Source organism: Dethiosulfovibrio peptidovorans DSM 11002 (assembly GCF_000172975.1).
In the GTDB taxonomy this organism is placed as follows: Bacteria; Synergistota; Synergistia; order Synergistales; family Dethiosulfovibrionaceae; genus Dethiosulfovibrio; species Dethiosulfovibrio peptidovorans.
The window spans coordinates 503881-522593 of record NZ_ABTR02000001.1; the positions used below are offsets into that span (position 1 = coordinate 503881).

The following is an 18713-nucleotide window of genomic DNA, read 5'->3' on the forward strand; positions in this document are numbered from 1 at the left end:
TCAAGAACCTCCCTTCGCCCAATCTTGATCCAGCATCACCTGGGCCTTCAGTCCCGACATGGATTCGCTTCCACCTTTTAGTAGGATGTCGTCGATCCTCTCGTAGGCCATAGCCGCAAGGGCTCTATTCTCACGGTCCGAGGCCCATGAGGATAGTCCTTTCGGAGCTCTCAAGGCCAGTTCGAAGAGGACGAGACGCTGAGGAAGCTCCTTGAAACGGTTGGATCTCTCTCCGTCTTCCGAGCCTGGGTCGGTCAGGACCTTGTCCAGTAGGTCTCTGTATCGTTCGGACAGGTCTCTTATAAAGCCTTCCTTTTCCTCTTGGAACAGGTTCACGTCGGACTCGACCTTTTTTACCTCGTCGGACAATAACCTTTTGCCTGTGATCAGCAACCGTCTCAAATAGCCTATAGGGTCGCCCTCCACGCCCGATCCGACGTCGTGGAATCTCTTCATGGCTAGCTGGGTTCCTCTTTCGCCTATGCCCATGGCGGCGTTTAGGCCAACCGGCATACCCACCGGCACAGCTTCATCGCCGACTCTGCCGATATCGGCACCGACGCACCGGGAGCACACTCCTCTTTCCGACTGAGCACAGGTGATGGGGCTGGCACAGGAGGCTATGAGGACCGGACCTTGACCTATGTTTATCGTTTTAGAGACATCCTTTAGCCTATCCAGGTCTTCAGCAGTGATCGGTTTATCGAAATCCACAAGATCGATACGTTCTTCCGCTTTTTGGCCGATCCTGTAACACCAGCGACCGAGCAGGACCGACTCTAGGGCACTACCTACGTCATCCCCGGGGAATATCTCCGGAGATTCCCAGAGACAGCCTCCTTTAGGCTTCAGATGATGGCCCTCGGGAAAAGTGTAGTTTATCGAAAGCCTACGTTTCTCTTCGCCAACGGCCTGAACGTATATCTCCATTCGACCCTCCGAACCGCAGTCCTCCGATTCGGTCAAGGTATCGTACAGTCCTTCCGCCAGCAGCCGGGAGAGGTATCCTGCCTGAGCAGTGGCGAGTTTTTTGTCCCCCATAGAGTCTCTGGAGGCGTAGCTGTAGACGAAGAGTTCGTCGTCGGACAGGCCGGTCCAGAAACAGCCAGGAATCCAGCTTTCGTGGAGAGGTTTGTAGAGGATCGGATCAGGCTTTTTCGGGCTAGGCTTTTTCTTACCTTTAGCCGCCATATCTTCTTCGTCAATAGCTGGCGCAAGTTTCTCTGATGTCCTTGAGTAGATATCCTGAAGGCCGATAAAGCCGCACATATGACGAAGATCCGAGGGCTTCCCTTTGGCTTTGCTCAGGACCATTCTACCTAGGTGAGAGTTTGAGTGGCTTTCAAGCCATCTCGAGATCACCCCTTCAGCGGCTTTTTCGCACTTTTGATATTTTGCCTTAAGCTCTCCAAGCTCCTGTTGGGTTATCTCTTGCGGGGTGTAGTCCTCGGTCTCCTCCAGACTACGGGCCTCTTTCCTGTTTTCCTCTAGTTCAACAAACAGGGCATCCAGCTCGTCTGGAGGAAAGCTGCAACACCCCGTCGAGGCGGCACAGATATCTCGTTGTAGCTTCCCAAGATGGATCCACCAGTCTGGATCGTCCTTCACCATGGCGTTTACCAGGTCACCTAAGGCTGTTGCGTAGTCCTTCGATTTATCCTCCACGTCCTCGACAGGATAGCAGTAGCCCAGGTATTCTTTCTTTGTCTCCCTGTCCAGAGCGCTCCATCCCAGAGCCAAATCCAGACCGGAGGCTATCATAAGCTTGCCGTCTCCGATGCGGCCGGGAGTGGCCTTCAACGTAAAATCGCTAAGGTCCTTTATCCAGGGATATTGGGGCAGATACACCGCCATGGTGTCGCCGTCAAAGTCGGCGTTAAAACCCTCTGTGACCATTGAGGGAATGGCCATGGCCTGTTCCTCCCATACGGTCCACTTGAAGGCCTGAACGGAGTGGCGGTGCAGGCTCGGCTGACGGATCAGGATACACCACAGGGGGCCACTGGCTTCCAATGCGGTGTTGATCATCTCCGCGGCCTCTTTAACCCTGACTGCGTCTCCACTGTGGGCTTTTTTACGAAGATCCTTTAATTTTCCCTCCAGGCCAAGTATATCCAGGCCGTTGTGGCCCTTCAGGAGTTCCACCGCCATCTGGACCGGCAGCCGGACCTCGTCCAGAGCCAGCTCCGGACGGCTTACTATGACCGCCCTTCCACTGTGGTCGGTCCTGTGGCCCAGAACGTGCCTCCGGAGGATTCCTCTCTTGCCTTTGACGCAGTTGGAGAGGGTCTGCCAGTATTTTTCGAGAGTGCTCAATATCGAATAAGCCCTCTCGAGGGAAACCGACTTGCTCCCCGTCACCTTGCCGAACTCGGCCATAAGGGCTCTGTAGCAGTTCGCCAGGGCTTCCTGCCCTATCAGGGTATCGCGATCAAACGGTATACCCCAGCCACCGTCAAGTCCCTTAACTGTACATAGGGACAAAGCCATGGGAGAACAGGGCATCTTAGGCCGAGATCTCTCCTCCTCATTTTTTATGACGACATTATTTGCTGCAGGGAGTTCATTAAGGACACCGAGTATAGGATGGATCGAGTCTCCATCGAGCGAGGCCAGAGCCTTCTGCATCTTATCGAGGGCGCTATTTCGCCAGTCGACAGTCATCCTACCGACGATATCCTCGTTACTGAGACAGAGAGCTACGATTTCCGAGACGGCCGATTCTTTTTCTGAGTTCTCTCTGTCCATGAAGGTTACGACCCCTCGAGAAAGACCGGAGTTATCCACATCTCCGGAGTTCAGAAGGGATTGGGCAATCCTACCGGATAAGGAAGGTTCACGGTCCTTTCCGGACAGTGGTCTCTCCCATACTACCCCGTGTTCCTTTTTCTTCGATTTAAGCCCTGCAAGCCACAGAAGCTTTTCCAGGGCATCCATGGTGAGTGCCTGGCCGTCTTTCTGTCTTTCTCCCGAGGCCCTAAGGCTGGACAGGAGGTCCAGGGCGTGGCTGTCCAAACCGTTTTCGGAACATAGTGGGCCTCTGCTGAGGATGGCCCAGTTCTCCATCTCTCCGAGCCTCTGTCCAGCTTTGGCTCCGCCGGAGGTTGGCTGGCCGATGAAACGGTTGGAGGGGCCGTCGGTCCCCCGGGCCTGGAGCTTTTTGTCCACGTGATGGACTAGCCGGGAGATGTACTGATAACCGCAGAAGGCCCGGACCTCTTTCTCCTGGGCTCCTTCCCTATACCGGACGGGGAAGCCGCTGCCTTTGTCGGTCTCGTCACTCAGGCCAAGCTTTTTGAGGATCGTCAGGACCGTGTTTCGCCATTCTTCTCCACGGTAGAGACCGTCGCGTTTTACCTCGTCGTCTATGAGGCCCCATTCCCGGGCCTTCAAGGCCAGGCCGTGGCCCATCTCCAGTATCTGGCCCAGGTTTTTACGGCCTACTATGGAGCAGGGGGAAATGATCAAATCCACCGTCTCCACACGTTCCGTACCGTCGGGGCCTTTCAGGACGACCTTAGGCATGGCATCGTCTTCCTCTATTTTTGTGACGACTCCTTTGTTGCCGTTCCTTCCGGTGATTTTATCCCCAATCCTGAGGGGCCTGACGATGTCGAACTCGTAGACAATCTCGACCTTGGTCGGTATCGAATCCTTTCGTTTTCTATCAATGACTGATTTTACCGACACATTGACCAGTGTCCCAGGCATAAACCACGGATAGGAGTGGCTCTTTTCACCAGCTAAATATCCGGGCAAGGGCAGCGGCTTGTCGAAGATATAGGTTTTCTTCTTTTTTCCAGCCAGATCACGGACCTGCTCCTCAATTTTCTCGATTAGTTCTGAAAATTCCTTAACCCCGGCCTTGGGAAGCATCTCGTTCTTCAGCTCGTAGATCTTTCCGGTTGGCTGTTTTTTGGGCTTCATCTTCAGCTTTTCAGCGAAAGATCGAGAGACCACCAGACCGTCCTCGTAGGTAAGTCCCTTCCAGGGCATAACAGCCACCAGGGCATTGACTCCAAGATAGGGCTTAAACCGCCCCGCCTCGTCCAGATGCCCCTCAAGGGCCTCTATTTTTTTACCTCTGGCTCCCTCTATGTACCCAGGGACCAAAGAGGGCTCGCCACCCTCTATATTCTGTTCCGCCTGTTTGAGGTTTTTGCCTCCCATCATGAGCCTAGGCCCGTCGCTGTGATGGGGATAAGGAACCATACCGACGGCCACGGAGAAAAGGCTTTGTTCCTCGCCATCTTCAGCCAGCTCGACCCCCTTGCCGCCGTCACCCTGATGGGCCGTGGCGGTCATGAAAAGCTGAAGACCTATCTTCTCCGACTCGGGAGTGTGGAATGGGCACAGTCGATTTTTATGGCTTTTGTGGGGAAGCCTGACCCTGCCGTTGGTCTTGACCTTGGAGGCCATGGTGACCTGTCTCTCCAGCTCCAGGCAGCGAAGGGAGTTGCTGTCGTCCAGAGGCAAGGCCTTCACCAGTCCCGACCGGACCGATCGGGAGGTCCAGAAGCTGTTTAGGTTGGACTCCAGCTTACACAGGATAACGAGCATATCCTTCTTCAGTTTATCTTCAGGTACCTTCTTCTTCGATTCCGACAGCTTTTTGAGAGCTCTTTCGGCACGTTTTATCGAGTACTCCAGGTTAGACCACCAGGGGGAGTAGATCTCAAGTTTTTCCAGGTCGGGGACATCCTTGTTCGTTAAAGACGTCAGATACGTATCGTTCCGCGTTTCTTCGTCAAAGTTCTCTCCCTTTTTTTTCTTTACTTGAGTCCTCTTGCGACCTACCATAGCCAGGCTCCACTGGGATCTATCGTCGTCCAACGCAGCGACCTTAGATCCGATCGGCAGTATCATCGTTACCGTACGTTCGATATCTATGCCGTGAGCCGAAGCTTTTATCGATATGGGAGCCATGACGGCACCGCCGTTCAGCTCCTCTAAAACCTGAAAGTCGTTAACCTCTAAAAAGGGAGACAAAACGTCGGAGCGGCACCTCTCCACGACGGTCTTCAGCCTTTCGACTATCTTATCTATTTTAATTTTATCTTTATCGGGATCGACCTTCATCCATCGTTCCTCCTCTTAGGGAATCCGTCTTTAGCCAGTTTTTTGTTTTTCCATCGGGGATCCCATGTAATTTCTTCTACAAGATCTAGCCACCCAGGCAAAGGAGGAACCGGGGAAGATTCGTTCGGCAACTCCACCTCCGCCACGGCCAATCCTGGGAGGTCGGGATAGATATCCACCTCCCATGAACCGGCCAGATAGCGGGTCTTTTCGATCCTCCAAGGGGCGAAGCATCCTACAAGACGAAAAAGCCAAGAGGGAATAGGGCTCTCCCACTCCCCTCTGACCATCCCGCCTCCGGTCTTGACAGTGAAGAAGCAACTTTCCACGACAGACCTGAGTCTGACCTCCAGGGATTTAGACGCCAGAAGATACCTTTGATCTATCCTGCGACGATCGCCCCTCGGGGTTCCGACGACCTTACAGAGATATTTCCTCTCGATCTCGGTTCCCATCTCGGCTAGCTTTCATTCTCCAAGACATCAGGATCGGTATCGACGGTGATGCCACCTAAATAGTCACGAGGACTCTTAATCCCATCAATCGTGCCCCTCGCTCTATGGACCTCCTCGACGATATCCTTAGCGATGGATCTAAGCTCTTCTTTAGAGTGACCATTTTTCCCCGATAGAAGGGATATCTTTACTCCACCGTCGTTGCCGGCCCCATCTTTTTTAGCAGGCACGGGAAGGACCACCTCCACCGAACGGTGTTTGTAGAAGTGCAGAAACTGCTCCCACTTGAAGGCTATTCTGTTTGCCAATGACAGGGCCTGAATCACCTTGACGTTGTCCGGTTCGAAAAGGCTGTTAAAGCTCTTCTCTCCCTTGACGCTCCTCAGGATCTTGAATATTGACGGATAGAGGGAGGAACCGATTCTCTTTATCTTATTCGTATCGATATCGTCCATAGTGCCGTCTTTAGCAGCTTCGGGAGTAAGCTTTCCAGCCTCCGAGCAGATCTCCTCCAGGCATCTACGTATAGACATAGGGGTTCCGTCCGCGTCCACGACGTACTCTTTCAACACGTCTTCGAACATGGGTAACTGAGCCTCCAGCGTCTTGGCCTCGTAGGCCGTCCTCTGAAGACGCTGGATCAGATGATCGTCGCCGACCACCCTATCGGACTGGACGTCGCAACCGTCTATCACCCTGAGAAGTGCCGTGACGGTGAGAGTCATGTCGGGGGTCATCGTTTCGCCTGTCTCGTTGAAAAAGGGTCCATAGTTTTTCTCGAGTTTTTTGTCCAGAGGGAGAAGGGTTTTCTCAAAACGATCCTCTCCCATGAGGAACTTTCCTACCTGCCAGACCGCTTTTTTCTCCTTGAACTCCACATTTTCGTTCAATCGGACGTAGTTTCTGTGACCGGCGCAGACCTCGGGAAGAAGCTTTCTTAAGATCTTTATTTGGGACTCCAGTTTTTTCCAATCTAAGTTATCGCTGTCACCAAGCACGGAATAAGCCTTGGGAAAAAGCAGCCCTCTGGTCGAAGCTTCGCTTTCGTCGATATTTTCCGTCCTGTAGCGAATCATCTCGGCAGAAAGCAGGTGATGGACCTCCCGAACGGCAGAGGGGAACAAGGACAGAGGGAATGCCCCGGCGTCCTTGGCCTTATCGGGGTCGATGGGATAGACCAGCGCAGTGTGGCCGATGTCGTGAAGGTATATAGCAGAGATAAGAAGAGCCAGAGGAATGGCTTTATCCATATAAATGTGGGATACGCCATCGGTACCCTGGTCCAGAGCGCGAAGGAAGTTTCCTGCTATCTCCATGAGACGCTTGGAATGCCGCCTGGAGTGCTCCACCGTCTCGGGAATCTGATCCCCCATCCAGAGCTCGGACCAACTGGTCTGGATAAGCCTCTCCAGATAGGTTCCCAGATCCGAGTCTATTGCTTTCAGACGGGTTAAAAGTTCCTTGCCCGATCCAGTGACCTGATTGCGCCCCTTTTCGTACTGTTCTATGAGGCTATCGACCAGGGAAGAGGGCTGCCCGTCAACGAAAAGCCCGCTCACCCATCGAGGAAGGGTTTTGTTATCGAGGATCCCCTTCCTGTTTTCTGGATTTTCAAGATCCCTTAGTCCCTTCAAGAGGGATATCTCCTCGTCCATGGCCCCTATGGCACAGGAGATGGGAAGGGGCATAAGATCTAACGTTTTGGCCCCGTTTTCTTCAAAAACATAAATAGAAGGGAATCCGTTTATCAGGCCATAAAGATTGACATAAGAAGAAATAGCTTTATAGCCACCCGTTCCATTACAAATAAGCTGAACATGATCAGTGATATTCTTATTTTTGATATTATCAAATTCCGAAAAAAGGCTATCTACTGCCCTTGCAAGGCTATCAGCGTCCTTAACCACTATATCCAAAGCCTCAACAAACCCATCAAATACAAAATGCTTCCACGGACCATGCTCAGAGATAAATTTAACAATATAGCTAGATAAATAAGCATTAAAAATACTATACTCATCTCTAGAAGGGAAAAAATGCATTTCCAAGGAAATTTCTTCCTCATTACCGTAGTAAGAAAAAAGCCATCCCAAGGTACTTTGAATTTCGGCACTAGGGAAGCTATTGCCTAGCAAACTCTCTAGATTAAAATCTTTAAAAAAGATAGCACTAGCAGTAGACTTAGACCCTCTTGTTTTATCTGGAAGATAAGATTGGTCAGAAAACAAAGAGACAACCTCTTCAAGGGTTTCCTTTGAAAAATCAAGACGTTCCAACTTATCTTGAGTCCTTTTTATTTTTTTAACTCTCTCTTTTCGAATTTCCTTATCATAACGCTCGACTTTCAAGTCTTTTTTAAGGCTTCCATTTACAGAAGTCCCCACCGTACAGAGCATCACTATTTTACGAACTTTATCCGAGCTCATCTCTACCGGCCCCTTCCTTATAAAACTCTAACCCCGATGATAGCACATGAAAAGAAGGCGAGGACCGTCTCCATCGGACAGTCCTCGCCTTCTTTAACTCCTGCTACCTCCCCTGCCATACCGGGGTTCGCTTTCCCAGAAAGGCCTCAAGCCCCTCCCTGGCGTCCTCCGTCGCGGCCAGTGCGGCGAACTTTTCTCCGGCGGCCTCTATGGCCCGCTCCAACGGCAGGCTTTCCATCTGCTGCAATCCCCTCTTGCCGGTTTTCAGGGCAAGAGGGCTCTTTTTAGCCAGCTTCCTGGCGAAATCCATGGTGGCCTCCTCCAGCTTTTCCTGGGGAACCACCCGATAGGCTATGCCCAGCTTCAGGGCCTCCTCGGCGGGGATGAAGTCCCCGGTGAGAACGTACTGAAGAGCCCGTTTAGGGCCTATCCAGCGGGAAAGCTGATACCCCGGCTCCAGGCAGATCAGCCCCACGTTTATTGCGGTGGTTCCGAAAACGGCGTTCTCCGCCGCCACAATGAAGTCGCAGGCCAGGGCCAGCCCGGCTCCGTTGGCCAGAGTATAACCCTGAACCGAGGCGACAACCGGCTTGGACATGGAGAAAAGAACGTTGTTGTGTCGATCCATCAGCCGCAGGAAATCCCTAATCTCGTGGCGTTCTTTGGACAAAAACTCTTTCAGGTCTATCCCTGTGGAAAAGTTCTTTCCCTCCCCGTCCAGCACGACGACCACCACCGACGGATCGGACTCCATGGCCTCCAGCGAATCGCAGAGCCCCTCTGCCAGCTCGGTGGAGAAGGTGTTCATCGACTCCGGCCTGTTCAACGTGATTCGCCCCACTCCATCCTCGACCTTCGTTATAACCGCTTTCGACTCCGTCATTTTATTATTCCTCCTCGAAACAAAAACCCACTATATCAGCCGTTTCCACGAATTTCCTTCTCAACTATACACGGCCTCTTTTAGCTGTCAAAGGGGCTTTGTCAGGCAAAAAAACAGCTTTCTCCGGCCTCCGAAGCCGTTTTTTTACAAAAAAAACGGCTTTTTCCATCTGCCAAAACACACCAAAAATGCCGAACATTCAGTCCGCTGAAGTTCATAGCTCACCATCGAAGGGGCTTCACACAGATGAAACAGTGCAGGGTTGTTTTTTTTGACCTTTTTTGTTCAGGCTTCGAGTCGCAGCTTTCTATATAAATTCAATAAAGTTGCATTTTAACGTTCAAGTATACTGCATAAAAGACGAAAACATTTTGATTTTCAAGTTTAGTTCCCGTATAGTGGCAATAGCGCAGGTGCCGTACAACTTGTATGGAACTGGAATACATACACGAAAGTGCCATTTCGAGAGGAGGCACCGCATTGAGGACCCGAAAAAAGGATCTGGCCTACAAGGCGATCAAACAGATGATCATGGATAAAGAGCTTACGGAGGAACATTACGTATCGGAGAACAATCTGGCAAAAAAGCTCGATATGAGCAGAACTCCTGTAAGAGAGGCGCTACTCCGGCTGCAATCGGAGGGTTTCATAAACATCATCCCCAACAAGGGTGCCGTTGTCAGCAACGTCTCGGTGGTCATCGCCAAGGAGTTCTACGACATGAGGATGGCCATAGAGGAGTTCGTGGTCCGTAACATAGCGGACAGGCTAACTCCGCAACACATGGAACACATGGATCGCTTGTTGAGGGAACAGGAAAAAGCCTGCGAAAAGGGCGATCTGGACGGATACCTTAGGGCCGACAGCGAGTTTCACGATTATTTCCTGCTCATATACGACAACCAGACCATATGGGACGCCATATTGCAGGTGAGACAGAGGTTTCACGCCGTTGGAGTGAACGTCCTGTCGACCCAGAAGGATATCTGGACGTCTCTGGCGTATCACAAAGAGATAGTGGACGCACTGAAACAGGGGGATGTGGAGAGGGCGGTACAGGTAACCCACGACCACCTGAAGTTCGGCAAAACCAACCTTATACGTTGACCCGTATCGAAGACTGCAGCTTCGTTGGGAATAGATAGCTAAAAACGCGAGTGCGAAGGTGAAAGGAACAACACAAAGAGGAGGGTGCGGCATATGTGTGCGAAAGCGATCCTTAAAGAGCCGACGATCCCGGTCAAGGACTACGATCGGGATCTGCTGATAGAGCTCTACCGCAAGATGGTCTCGATCCGTCTCTTCGAGCAGAAGGTGGAACATCATTTCCTGGCCGGGGATATTCCCGGTTTCGTCCATCTGTACATCGGAGAGGAAGGCATCGGCACCGGGGTGATGGCAAATCTTACCAAGGAAGACTATATCGAGAGTACCCACAGAGGACACGGTCACACCATAGCCAAGGGCGCCGATCTGAATCGGATGATGGCGGAGATTTTCGGCAAGAAAACCGGCTATTGCAAGGGCAAGGGTGGTTCGATGCATATAGCGGATTTCAGCGTCGGCATGCTTGGCGCCAACGGCATCGTCGGTGGAGGATATACCCTGGCTGTTGGAGCGGCTCTGGCGTCCAAGCTTCGTGAGGACGGCAGAATTTCCGTGGTGTTCTTCGGAGACGGAGCTTCCAACAGAGGCACGTTCCATGAGGCGCTGAACATGGCGGCTGCCTGGAAGCTGCCGGTCCTTTTCGTGTGCGAGAACAACGAGTGGGCCTCCACTACTCCCTATCTCACCACGACCTCGGTGGCGGACATAGCCGATCGGGCCCAGGGCTACGGTATTCCCGGCTATATGGTGGACGGCAACGACGTACTTTCCGTCTACGAGACCTCCAAGGAAGTGGTGGACTACATCCGTTCCGGCAACGGACCGGTTCTTCTCGAGTGCAAGACCTACAGGATAAAGGGACACTTCGTCGGCGACCCAGAGAAGTACCGCACCAAGGAAGAGGTCCAGGAGGTCTTCGACAACAACAACCCGATAAACCGTTTCGAGGAGAAGGTTCTCGAGGCGGGCGTTCTTTCCCGAGAGGACTTGGACGCAGTCTACGTCGAGGTAGAGACGGCCATAGAAGAGGCCGTGCGCTATGCGTTGGAGAGCCCCGAGCCTGACCCCTCGGAGCTGTTCGACGATCTTTACGTGTAGAGGCTGGAGGGATCTATTATGGCTGAGACAAAGAAGATCACATTCTCCCAGGCCACCCTTGAGGCCATGCAGGAGGAGATGGAGAGAGACGACACCGTCTTCGTAATGGGCGAGGACATCGCCAGACAGGGCGGCATTTTCGGACAGTTCAAGGGACTTCCCGACTCTTTCGGTTCCGATAGAGTCCGAGACACCCCGATAACCGAGACCGCCATAGTCGGAGCGGCGGTGGGAGCCGCTCTGGCCGGGATGCGCCCCATAGCGGATATGCACTTCGCCGACTTCATGCTGGTCTGCGGAGACGAGATATATAACCAGATGGCCAAGGTCCACTATATGTTCGGCGGCCAGAAGACCGTTCCCATGGTGCTTCGAGCCCCGGACGGACTGATAAATCAGGCGGCGGCCCAGCACTCCCAGAGCCTGGAGGCCATATTCCAGCACATACCGGGCCTCAAGGTAGTGGCTCCGTCCAACCCGGCGGACGCCAAAGGGCTACTCAAGTCGGCCATAAGGGACGATAACCCGGTCATATATTTCGAGCACAAGGCCCTGTTCAACACCAAGGGAGATGTTCCCGTAGAGGAGTATTTCACCCCCATCGGCAAGGCCGACATAGTAACGGAGGGGTCGGATCTGACCGTAGTCTCCTACTCAAATTGCCTCCAGACGGTGGCTAAGCCCGTAGCGGAGATGGCAGAAAAGGAGGGGATATCGGTTGAGCTGATAGACCTTCGTACCATCTCTCCCATAGACAAGGACGCCATTCTGGAGTCTGTGGCCAAGACCAGCCGTCTCGCGATAATACACGAAGCTGTGAAGCAGGGCGGCGTCGGCGGAGAGATCGCCGCAATAGTGGCAGAGGAAGGCCTGGACTACCTGGACGCCCCGATAATGCGTTTCGGATCTCCCTTCACTCCAGTTCCCTTCGCTAGACCTCTGGAGCAGGCCTACCGTCTAAAGCCGGAGGCCATTCTAGAGGGCATCAAGAGGATGTTCTAGCCCATGGGGACCTTCGAGGCGGCGACGCCAAGAGGAGCCAGACGGATAGCGGTCCGTATAACCCCGGGCAGCGATCTGTTCCAGGGGATAAGGGATGTCTGCCGCCATTTCGGCATAACCTGCGCCTCCGTCGAGAGCGCTCTGGGAAGCCTGGCATCCGCCACGGTGGTGTGTATATCCGACGACTCCGAATCCCCCTCGGGGGCCTCCTACAAAGAGCCAACCCATATCGAGGCTCCTATGGAACTGGTAGCCCTCTGTGGAACGGTAGGAGCCATGGATGGAGAGACCTCCATACATCTTCACGGAACGGTGGCGCTGGACGAGAAAACGCCCTATTGCGGACACCTGGTAGACGACGGGAAGAACACCGTTCTGGCTACAGTGGAGATGCAGATAGTGGAGCTTATAGGGATGAACTGGGTCCGTCGTCACGACCCGGAGACAGGTTTCACTCTTTTCAAACCGGAAGACAGCCGTTATCCGGATATCGGAGAGCCCGGGAGGTGATCGTTCAGGAATAAAACGCGGTCGATGTGTTTCGATAGGCTTCGTTTATATCAAGGAGGGAAAGACATGAGGAAAGTGGTTTCTGCGGTTCTGCTGACAACTCTGGTCCTTTGTTTCGCAGCTCCCGGTTTCGCGGCGTACAAGAACGAGTACAAGATGAGCGTCGTTCCCGGCGCCATAACCCCCTGGGGGATGGGAGCGGGATACTTCGCCGATCTGGTCAAGGAACGCACCGACGGACGGGTGAACATAAAGGTCTACTACTCGGGACAGCTTTTCGCCGGTAAGCAGACCTCCGAGTTCCTGCTTCTTCGCAACGGCGCCATAGACTTCTCCCTGGCATCGACCATCAACTGGTCTCCCCAGGTCAACGAGCTTAACCTTCCAGCTCTGCCCTTCTTCATCTCCGCCAACGGAGATGATCGTTACGCCGCCATGGACGCCATAGAGGAAGGCAAGTCGGGAAAGATGATGGTCGACGCGGTGGAGAAAAAAGGCGTCAAGTTCCTCGCCTGGGGTGAGAACGGATTCCGCGAGATGACCAACAGCGTCAGAGAAGTAGCCTCCCCTGACGACATGAAGGATCTCAAGCTTCGGGTCGTGGGCAGCCCCATATACATCGACACCTTCAAGGCATTGGGAGCCAACCCGATCAACATGAACTGGTCCGAGGCCACCACCGCCTTCCAGCAGGGAGTCGTGGACGGCCAGGAGAACCCTCTTACCGGAATCTGCATTCCCGTCAAGATCTGGAACTACCATAAGTTCCTCACCAACTGGCACTATGTCATCGACCCCCTCCTCCTGTGCACCAACCCGAAGACCTGGAAGGGCTTCTCCGAGGAGGATCAGAAGATAATAGCCCAGGCCGCAGTTGATGCCATGAAGTACCAGAAGGCCATAGCCAGAGCCGGTCTCGACGACGGCGAATCCATCGCATATCTCGAGAGCATCAATATCACTCCCGAATATCCCAATCCCTACGCGACCTGCGAAGAGAATGGAATGACCGTCACCAACCTGACTCCGGAGAACCTAAAGGCCTTCCGGGACGCCACCGCTCAGGTACGTTCCGACTGGACGAAGAAGATCGGTGCCGAGCTTGTCGCGGCAGCCGAGGAGGACATGGCATCCATCAATAAGTAAAGAACCACGCAACTAAAGAAACCGGAGGGGGAGGACGGCTCTCCCCTTCCCCTCCTTCACAGACCGAAAGGGGTGGCGGCTAGTGATAGCTAAATTTTTCGATCACTTCGAGGAGATACTTGGATCGATTCTGGTCGCCGTAATGGTGACCATCTCCTTCGTAAACGTGATAACCAGATATTTCATAAGGATGTCTCTTTCCTGGTCCGAGGAGATAACGGTAAACCTTTTCGTATGGGTGGTCATGCTCGGAACGGCCATAGCCTTCAAGAAAGGCTCCCATCTGGGAATGGAGTTCATATACGAGAGGTTTCCCGACCGTATCAAGAAGGTTTTGTTCCTTCTCTCGGCAATTTTATCGATAGCTTTCTTCGTCGTTCTCGGATGGCTCGGAGCCATAGAGGTCAAAGACGAGATAGATCTCTGCGTAATAACCGAGTCCCTGGCGATACCGGTTTGGTACTACACCATAGCTATACCGGTCTTCTCCGTCCTGGTGATCTTCAGGATACTACAGAACGTGGTTACGTCCCTCAGGGACCACTCTTACTAAGGGGGCAAGACAATGGATTTTTCCGATCCCGCAATATGGACTCTCATTCTATTCGTCGTCCCCCTGCTGGTAAAGGTTCCCATAGCCATGGCCTTGGGAGGAGCGGCGGTGGCGGTGGTCCACTTCTGGGACATGGGGCTTCCCATGATCTCCTACAACTTTTTCGCCGGAATAGCCAAGTTTCCCTTGCTTGCCATACCTTTCTTCATCATGGCGGGGGTAATAATGGAAAAGGCCGGCATAGCCGAACGGATCATCGACCTCATGAAGAAAATGGTCGGCAACATGACCGGCGGCCTTGCCATAGCGACGGTGGCGGTGGCCACATTCTGGGGTGCGGTCAGCGGTTCCGGCCCGGCGACGGTCGCGGCTTTGGGTCTGATACTGATACCGGGAATGGCCGTGGCCGGATACGATAAGCCTTTCGCCGCTGCCACGGTTTCGGTAGCATCGGGACTAGCCATAGTGATACCTCCGAGCATCGCCTTCATAGTCTACGGCGGGGTGGCAAACGTCTCTATACCAGCCCTCTTCGCCGCCGGATTCATACCGGGAGCCATAGTTGCCTTCTTCATGATGGGAGCGGTCTACCTGGTCTCCAAAAAGAAAGGCTACGGCGGAGGTGAACCTGCCAAACCAGGCGAGACCTTCACGGCCTTCAAGAGATCCTTCTGGGGCATACTGGCCCCTGTGATAATCCTTGGAGGAATCTACGGAGGGATATTCACCCCTACAGAGGCGGCGGCGGTAGCCGTGTTCTACGGTCTTTTCGTCGGGGTGTTCGTCTACAGAAAGATAAACTCCCTCAAGGTGCTCTATGAGATTCTGTCCTCCACCGTCGTGGCCACCTCGGTCGTCATGATAGTGGTTACCTGCGCCGGACTGTTTTCCTGGGTCGGAGCGACGGTGGGCCTGATCGAGAAGGCCGCCGGAGTTCTCCTCGGCATATCCCAGTCTCAGTGGGTAATACTGTTCATGATCAACATAATCCTTCTATTGGCCGGGATGGTGCTGGACGCGATATCCATATACTACGTGTTTTTGCCCATACTTCTGCCCATCATGGCCCACTTCGGCTGGGATCCCATCTGGTTCGGAGTCATGATGACCATCAACCTGGCGGTAGGACAGGTTACCCCTCCCGTGGCGGTCAACCTCTACGTGGGGGCCAACATAAGCGGATTGACCATAGAGGACATAAGCCGTCCGGCCATTCCTCTCATACTGGGCGCCCTGCTCGCACTTATCGTCGTTATCCTCTTCCCCCAGCTTTCGACCTGGATGCCGAACATGCTGGGACTTAACTAGGAGGTGTCTCGTTTGTCGACCACTCTTACAATGCCGAAACTCGGCCTTACCATGACCGAGGGAACAGTATCCAAATGGATGAAGAAAGAGGGCGACCCCGTAAAGTCCGGGGAAGTCCTGTACGTAGTTTCCACCGATAAGATAACCTACGAGGTCCAAGCCGAAAGAGACGGAGTGTTGCTCAAGGTCTACGTGGACGAAGACGGCTCCGTACCGGTAGGAGCGGATGTAGCCGTGATAGGAGACGAGGGCGAGTCTGTATCCGACGCCGCCCCCGCCTTGAGCGAACCGATAGCCTCGAAAACCGAGACGGAGACGGCAGCTGCCGTGCCGTCGAAGATCGCAAAGCCACTGGCGAAGGGGAAGGTAAGGGCGACCCCTAAGGCCAGAAAGACCGCAAAGGAAAAGGGAATAGACCTAACCACGGTGGTCGGAACCGGCCCGGACGGAAGGATAAAGAACAAAGACGTATTGGAGGCAGTCAAGAAAGGCCCCAAGGCCTCACCGGTAGCTGCTAAGATGGCAGCCGAGATGGGAGTGGATCTCTCCACAGTGAACGCCGATGGCCGGATAATGAAGGCCGACGTGATGGCCGCCACAGGAGCGGTCGTTCTCCAGGAGGCTTCGGACTCGGTCGTTCCCATGTCCACCATGAGAAAGATCATAGCCCAGAGGATGCTGGAGAGCACTCTTACGGTACCCACCGTCACCTACGACATGGAAATAGACTGCTCCGCCATGATGGAGCTGAGAGGCAAGGTAAAGGCAGCGGCTGCCGAATCTGGAGCCAAGGTTTCCTATAACGACATCATCATGATGGCCTGCGCCAGGGTCCTTCAGGAACAACCCATGTGCAACTGCTCCACCGACATGGAGAACATGAGCTACATAATGCACTCGTCGGTCAATATCGGCCTGGCGGTGGCGGTAGATGGAGGACTTCTCGTACCAAACGTCAAGGACGTCCAGGACAAGGGACTTCTGGACATAGCAAAAGCCACCGACGACCTGGTGGCGAGGGCCAGAGACAACCGGCTCATGCCGGCGGACATGGAGGGCGGAACCTTCACCGTGACCAACCTGGGGATGTTCGGTGTGGACAGCTTCACCCCCATCGTGAACCCGCCCGAGTCCTGCATACTGGCGGTCAATTCAATGAAGGAGAAGCCGGTCGTGGTGGACGGAAAGATAGAGGTTCGGACGATGACCACCCTCTGTCTGACCGCCGATCATCGTTCGGTGGACGGAGCCGACGCGGCCAAATTCTTGGCCCGATTGAAGGAACTTCTGGAGTCTCCGTGGCTCCTGTTGCTCTAAAGGGAGAGATTTTATGGCAGTTACCATAACCATGCCCAAATTGGGGCTGACCATGACGGAGGGAACCGTCTCAAGCTGGTCTAAAAAGGCCGGTGATCCCGTATCCGAGGGCGACATCCTCTTCGTGGTCTCCACCGATAAACTCACCTACGAGGTAAAAGCCGAATGCGACGGGATCCTGGCCTCGGTGCTAGTAGCCGAGGGAGACGACGCTCCAGTGGCAGCTACCGTGGCGATAATAGCAGAGCCCGGGGAGGATCCCGCGTCCTTGGCCGAAAGTACCCCCGTCCCTACTCCATCGGAAACATCCAAGAAAGATGAACCTATCGAGGCGACCGCTCCGGCGGCATCCTCGACCCAAAAGGACGACGAAAACTGCAAAAAGGTCGTGGTGATAGGAGGGGGCCCGGGAGGTTACGTCTGCGCGATAAGGCTGGCTCAGCTGGGTGCTTCCGTAACAGTGGTGGAGAAAGAACGGATGGGGGGAACCTGTCTCAACTGGGGCTGCATCCCCACCAAGGTCCTGGTCCACACGGCCGAGCTGTATCACGAGACGATAAACGGCTCCGACCTCGGTCTGATCGTCAAGGACGCTTCTGTGGACTGGGCGGCCCTCATGACCCGAAAGACCGGAGTGGTGGACCAGCTGGTCGGCGGAGTGGAAGGTCTGATGGTCGCCAACGGAATAGACGTGGTCTACGGCGAGGCATCCTTCGCCTCCGCCGGATCCCTCAAGGTAGGAAACGACATACTGGAGTTCGACGCCGCAGTTGTCGCCACCGGGTCGGAAACGGTTATACCTCCCATTCCGGGGGTGGATCTGCCGGGCATAGTCACCAGCAAGGAGGCCCTCTCCTTCGATTCCGTGCCGAAGTCCATGACGGTGGTCGGGGGAGGAGTTATAGGAATGGAGTTCGCCTGCGTCTACGCCACGCTGGGGACGAAGGTGACGGTGGTCGAGATGCTCGACACTGTCCTTCCTCCTATAGACAAGGAGATCTCCGCCATAGCCAGAGCCAGCATGGAGGCCCTCGGGGTGAAGTTTTACACGTCCTCGAAGGTAACGGGATTCACCGACAAGGGCGACAAGATCGCCACCTCGGTGGAGACACCGGATGGCCCGATCTCGGTGGAGTCGGAGAAGGTTCTGATGTCGGTGGGCAGAAAAGCTAGCACAGCATCTCTCAAGCTCGAAAACGCAGGTATCCTACACGACAGAGGCAGGATAACGGTGGACCGCTTCATGGCGACCTCCGTACCCGGTATCTACGCCATAGGAGACTGCTGCAGCCCCATACAGCTGGCCCACGTGGCCTCCGCCGAGGGAGAGATCGCGGCGGAGAACGTCATGGGAGAAAGCAAAGCCATGGACTACAAGACCGTTCCCAGCTGCGTCTATACCATGCCGGAACTGGCCTCGGTCGGACTGACCGAGGAGGAAGCGGTAAAGAGAGGCCATTCGATAAAAATCGGCCGCTTCCCCCTGTCCGCCAACGGTAAGAGCCTGATAATGAAGGGCTACGACGGACTGATAAAGTTCGTCGTGGACGACAGATACGACGAGATCCTGGGAGTACACATCATAGGACCCAGGGCGACGGACCTCATCGTCGAAGGAGCCTTGGCCCTTCGACTGGAGGCGACGGTGGACGAAGTGGTGACCACAATCCATGCTCACCCAACCGTTGGAGAGGCTTTGGCCGAGGCGGCTCTGGCCGTGAACGGCAAAGCCATCCATATGCCGCCGAGCTAATAGAGGCAGAACCGGGAACCCCGTTCCCGTCTTCCCCGAACGAAGAGGAGGGAGCCATCGATGGCTCCCTCCTCTT

At 54.2% G+C, this 18713-nt stretch carries 13 protein-coding genes and 1 pseudogene; 9 read left to right on the forward strand and 5 right to left on the reverse strand.

Features of this window, described 5'->3' with window-relative positions:
- The 5 genes and pseudogenes from DPEP_RS02625 to DPEP_RS02640 all read right to left on the reverse strand — a co-directional run bounded on the left by DPEP_RS02625 (position 1) and on the right by DPEP_RS02640 (position 8843).
- The gene (locus DPEP_RS02625) at positions 1–5079 is read right to left on the reverse strand and encodes an RNA polymerase Rpb2 domain 6 (RefSeq protein ID WP_005659328.1); all 5079 of its coding nucleotides are present in this window, start codon (positions 5077–5079) and stop codon (positions 1–3) included.
- Positions 5076–5534 carry a CYTH domain-containing protein gene (locus DPEP_RS02630; protein WP_005659330.1) on the reverse strand — a complete coding sequence of 153 codons (459 nt, stop codon included), beginning with the start codon at positions 5532–5534 and terminating at the stop codon, positions 5076–5078. The genes DPEP_RS02625 and DPEP_RS02630 overlap by 4 nt, the downstream gene beginning before the upstream one ends.
- A gap of 5 nt (positions 5535–5539) precedes the next feature.
- Positions 5540–7222, reverse strand: coding sequence for an HD domain-containing protein (locus DPEP_RS02635; protein ID WP_040382339.1), 1683 nt, complete (start codon positions 7220–7222; stop codon positions 5540–5542).
- Positions 7223–7255: 33 nt separating this feature from the next.
- Positions 7256–7960 (reverse strand): annotated as a pseudogene (locus tag DPEP_RS13710) (hypothetical protein); the annotation flags it as partial.
- 103 nt (positions 7961–8063) lie between these two features.
- Positions 8064–8843, reverse strand: coding sequence for an enoyl-CoA hydratase/isomerase family protein (locus tag DPEP_RS02640; protein ID WP_005659333.1), 780 nt, complete (start codon positions 8841–8843; stop codon positions 8064–8066).
- A gap of 480 nt (positions 8844–9323) precedes the next feature.
- Here DPEP_RS02640 and DPEP_RS02645 point away from each other — a divergent pair, with 480 nt between their 5' ends.
- From DPEP_RS02645 to lpdA, 9 genes are all read left to right on the forward strand, one after another.
- Complete coding sequence (locus DPEP_RS02645; RefSeq protein WP_005659334.1) at positions 9324–9950, forward strand: GntR family transcriptional regulator; 627 nt, start codon at positions 9324–9326, stop codon at positions 9948–9950.
- Between the two features lie 93 nt (positions 9951–10043).
- Positions 10044–11048: a thiamine pyrophosphate-dependent dehydrogenase E1 component subunit alpha gene (locus DPEP_RS02650; RefSeq protein WP_005659336.1), complete on the forward strand. Its 1005-nt coding sequence runs from the start codon at positions 10044–10046 to the stop codon at positions 11046–11048.
- Positions 11049–11066: 18 nt separating this feature from the next.
- Positions 11067–12050 carry an alpha-ketoacid dehydrogenase subunit beta gene (locus DPEP_RS02655; RefSeq protein ID WP_005659338.1) on the forward strand — a complete coding sequence of 328 codons (984 nt, stop codon included), beginning with the start codon at positions 11067–11069 and terminating at the stop codon, positions 12048–12050.
- Positions 12051–12053: 3 nt separating this feature from the next.
- On the forward strand, positions 12054–12560 hold the full coding sequence (locus tag DPEP_RS02660) for a PPC domain-containing DNA-binding protein (protein WP_005659339.1): 507 nt from the start codon (positions 12054–12056) through the stop codon (positions 12558–12560).
- A gap of 66 nt (positions 12561–12626) precedes the next feature.
- The gene (dctP, locus tag DPEP_RS02665; RefSeq protein ID WP_005659340.1) at positions 12627–13706 is read left to right on the forward strand and encodes a TRAP transporter substrate-binding protein DctP; all 1080 of its coding nucleotides are present in this window, start codon (positions 12627–12629) and stop codon (positions 13704–13706) included.
- An 82-nt stretch (positions 13707–13788) separates the two neighbouring features.
- Positions 13789–14259, forward strand: a complete 471-nt coding sequence (locus tag DPEP_RS02670; protein ID WP_005659341.1) for a TRAP transporter small permease — start codon at positions 13789–13791, stop codon at positions 14257–14259.
- A 12-nt stretch (positions 14260–14271) separates the two neighbouring features.
- Positions 14272–15567 carry a TRAP transporter large permease gene (locus tag DPEP_RS02675; RefSeq protein WP_005659343.1) on the forward strand — a complete coding sequence of 432 codons (1296 nt, stop codon included), beginning with the start codon at positions 14272–14274 and terminating at the stop codon, positions 15565–15567.
- A gap of 3 nt (positions 15568–15570) precedes the next feature.
- Complete coding sequence (locus DPEP_RS02680; protein WP_241760459.1) at positions 15571–16884, forward strand: dihydrolipoamide acetyltransferase family protein; 1314 nt, start codon at positions 15571–15573, stop codon at positions 16882–16884.
- 13 nt (positions 16885–16897) lie between these two features.
- Positions 16898–18637, forward strand: a complete 1740-nt coding sequence (lpdA, locus tag DPEP_RS02685) for a dihydrolipoyl dehydrogenase (RefSeq protein WP_005659350.1) — start codon at positions 16898–16900, stop codon at positions 18635–18637.
- Positions 18638–18713 lie beyond the last annotated feature (76 nt).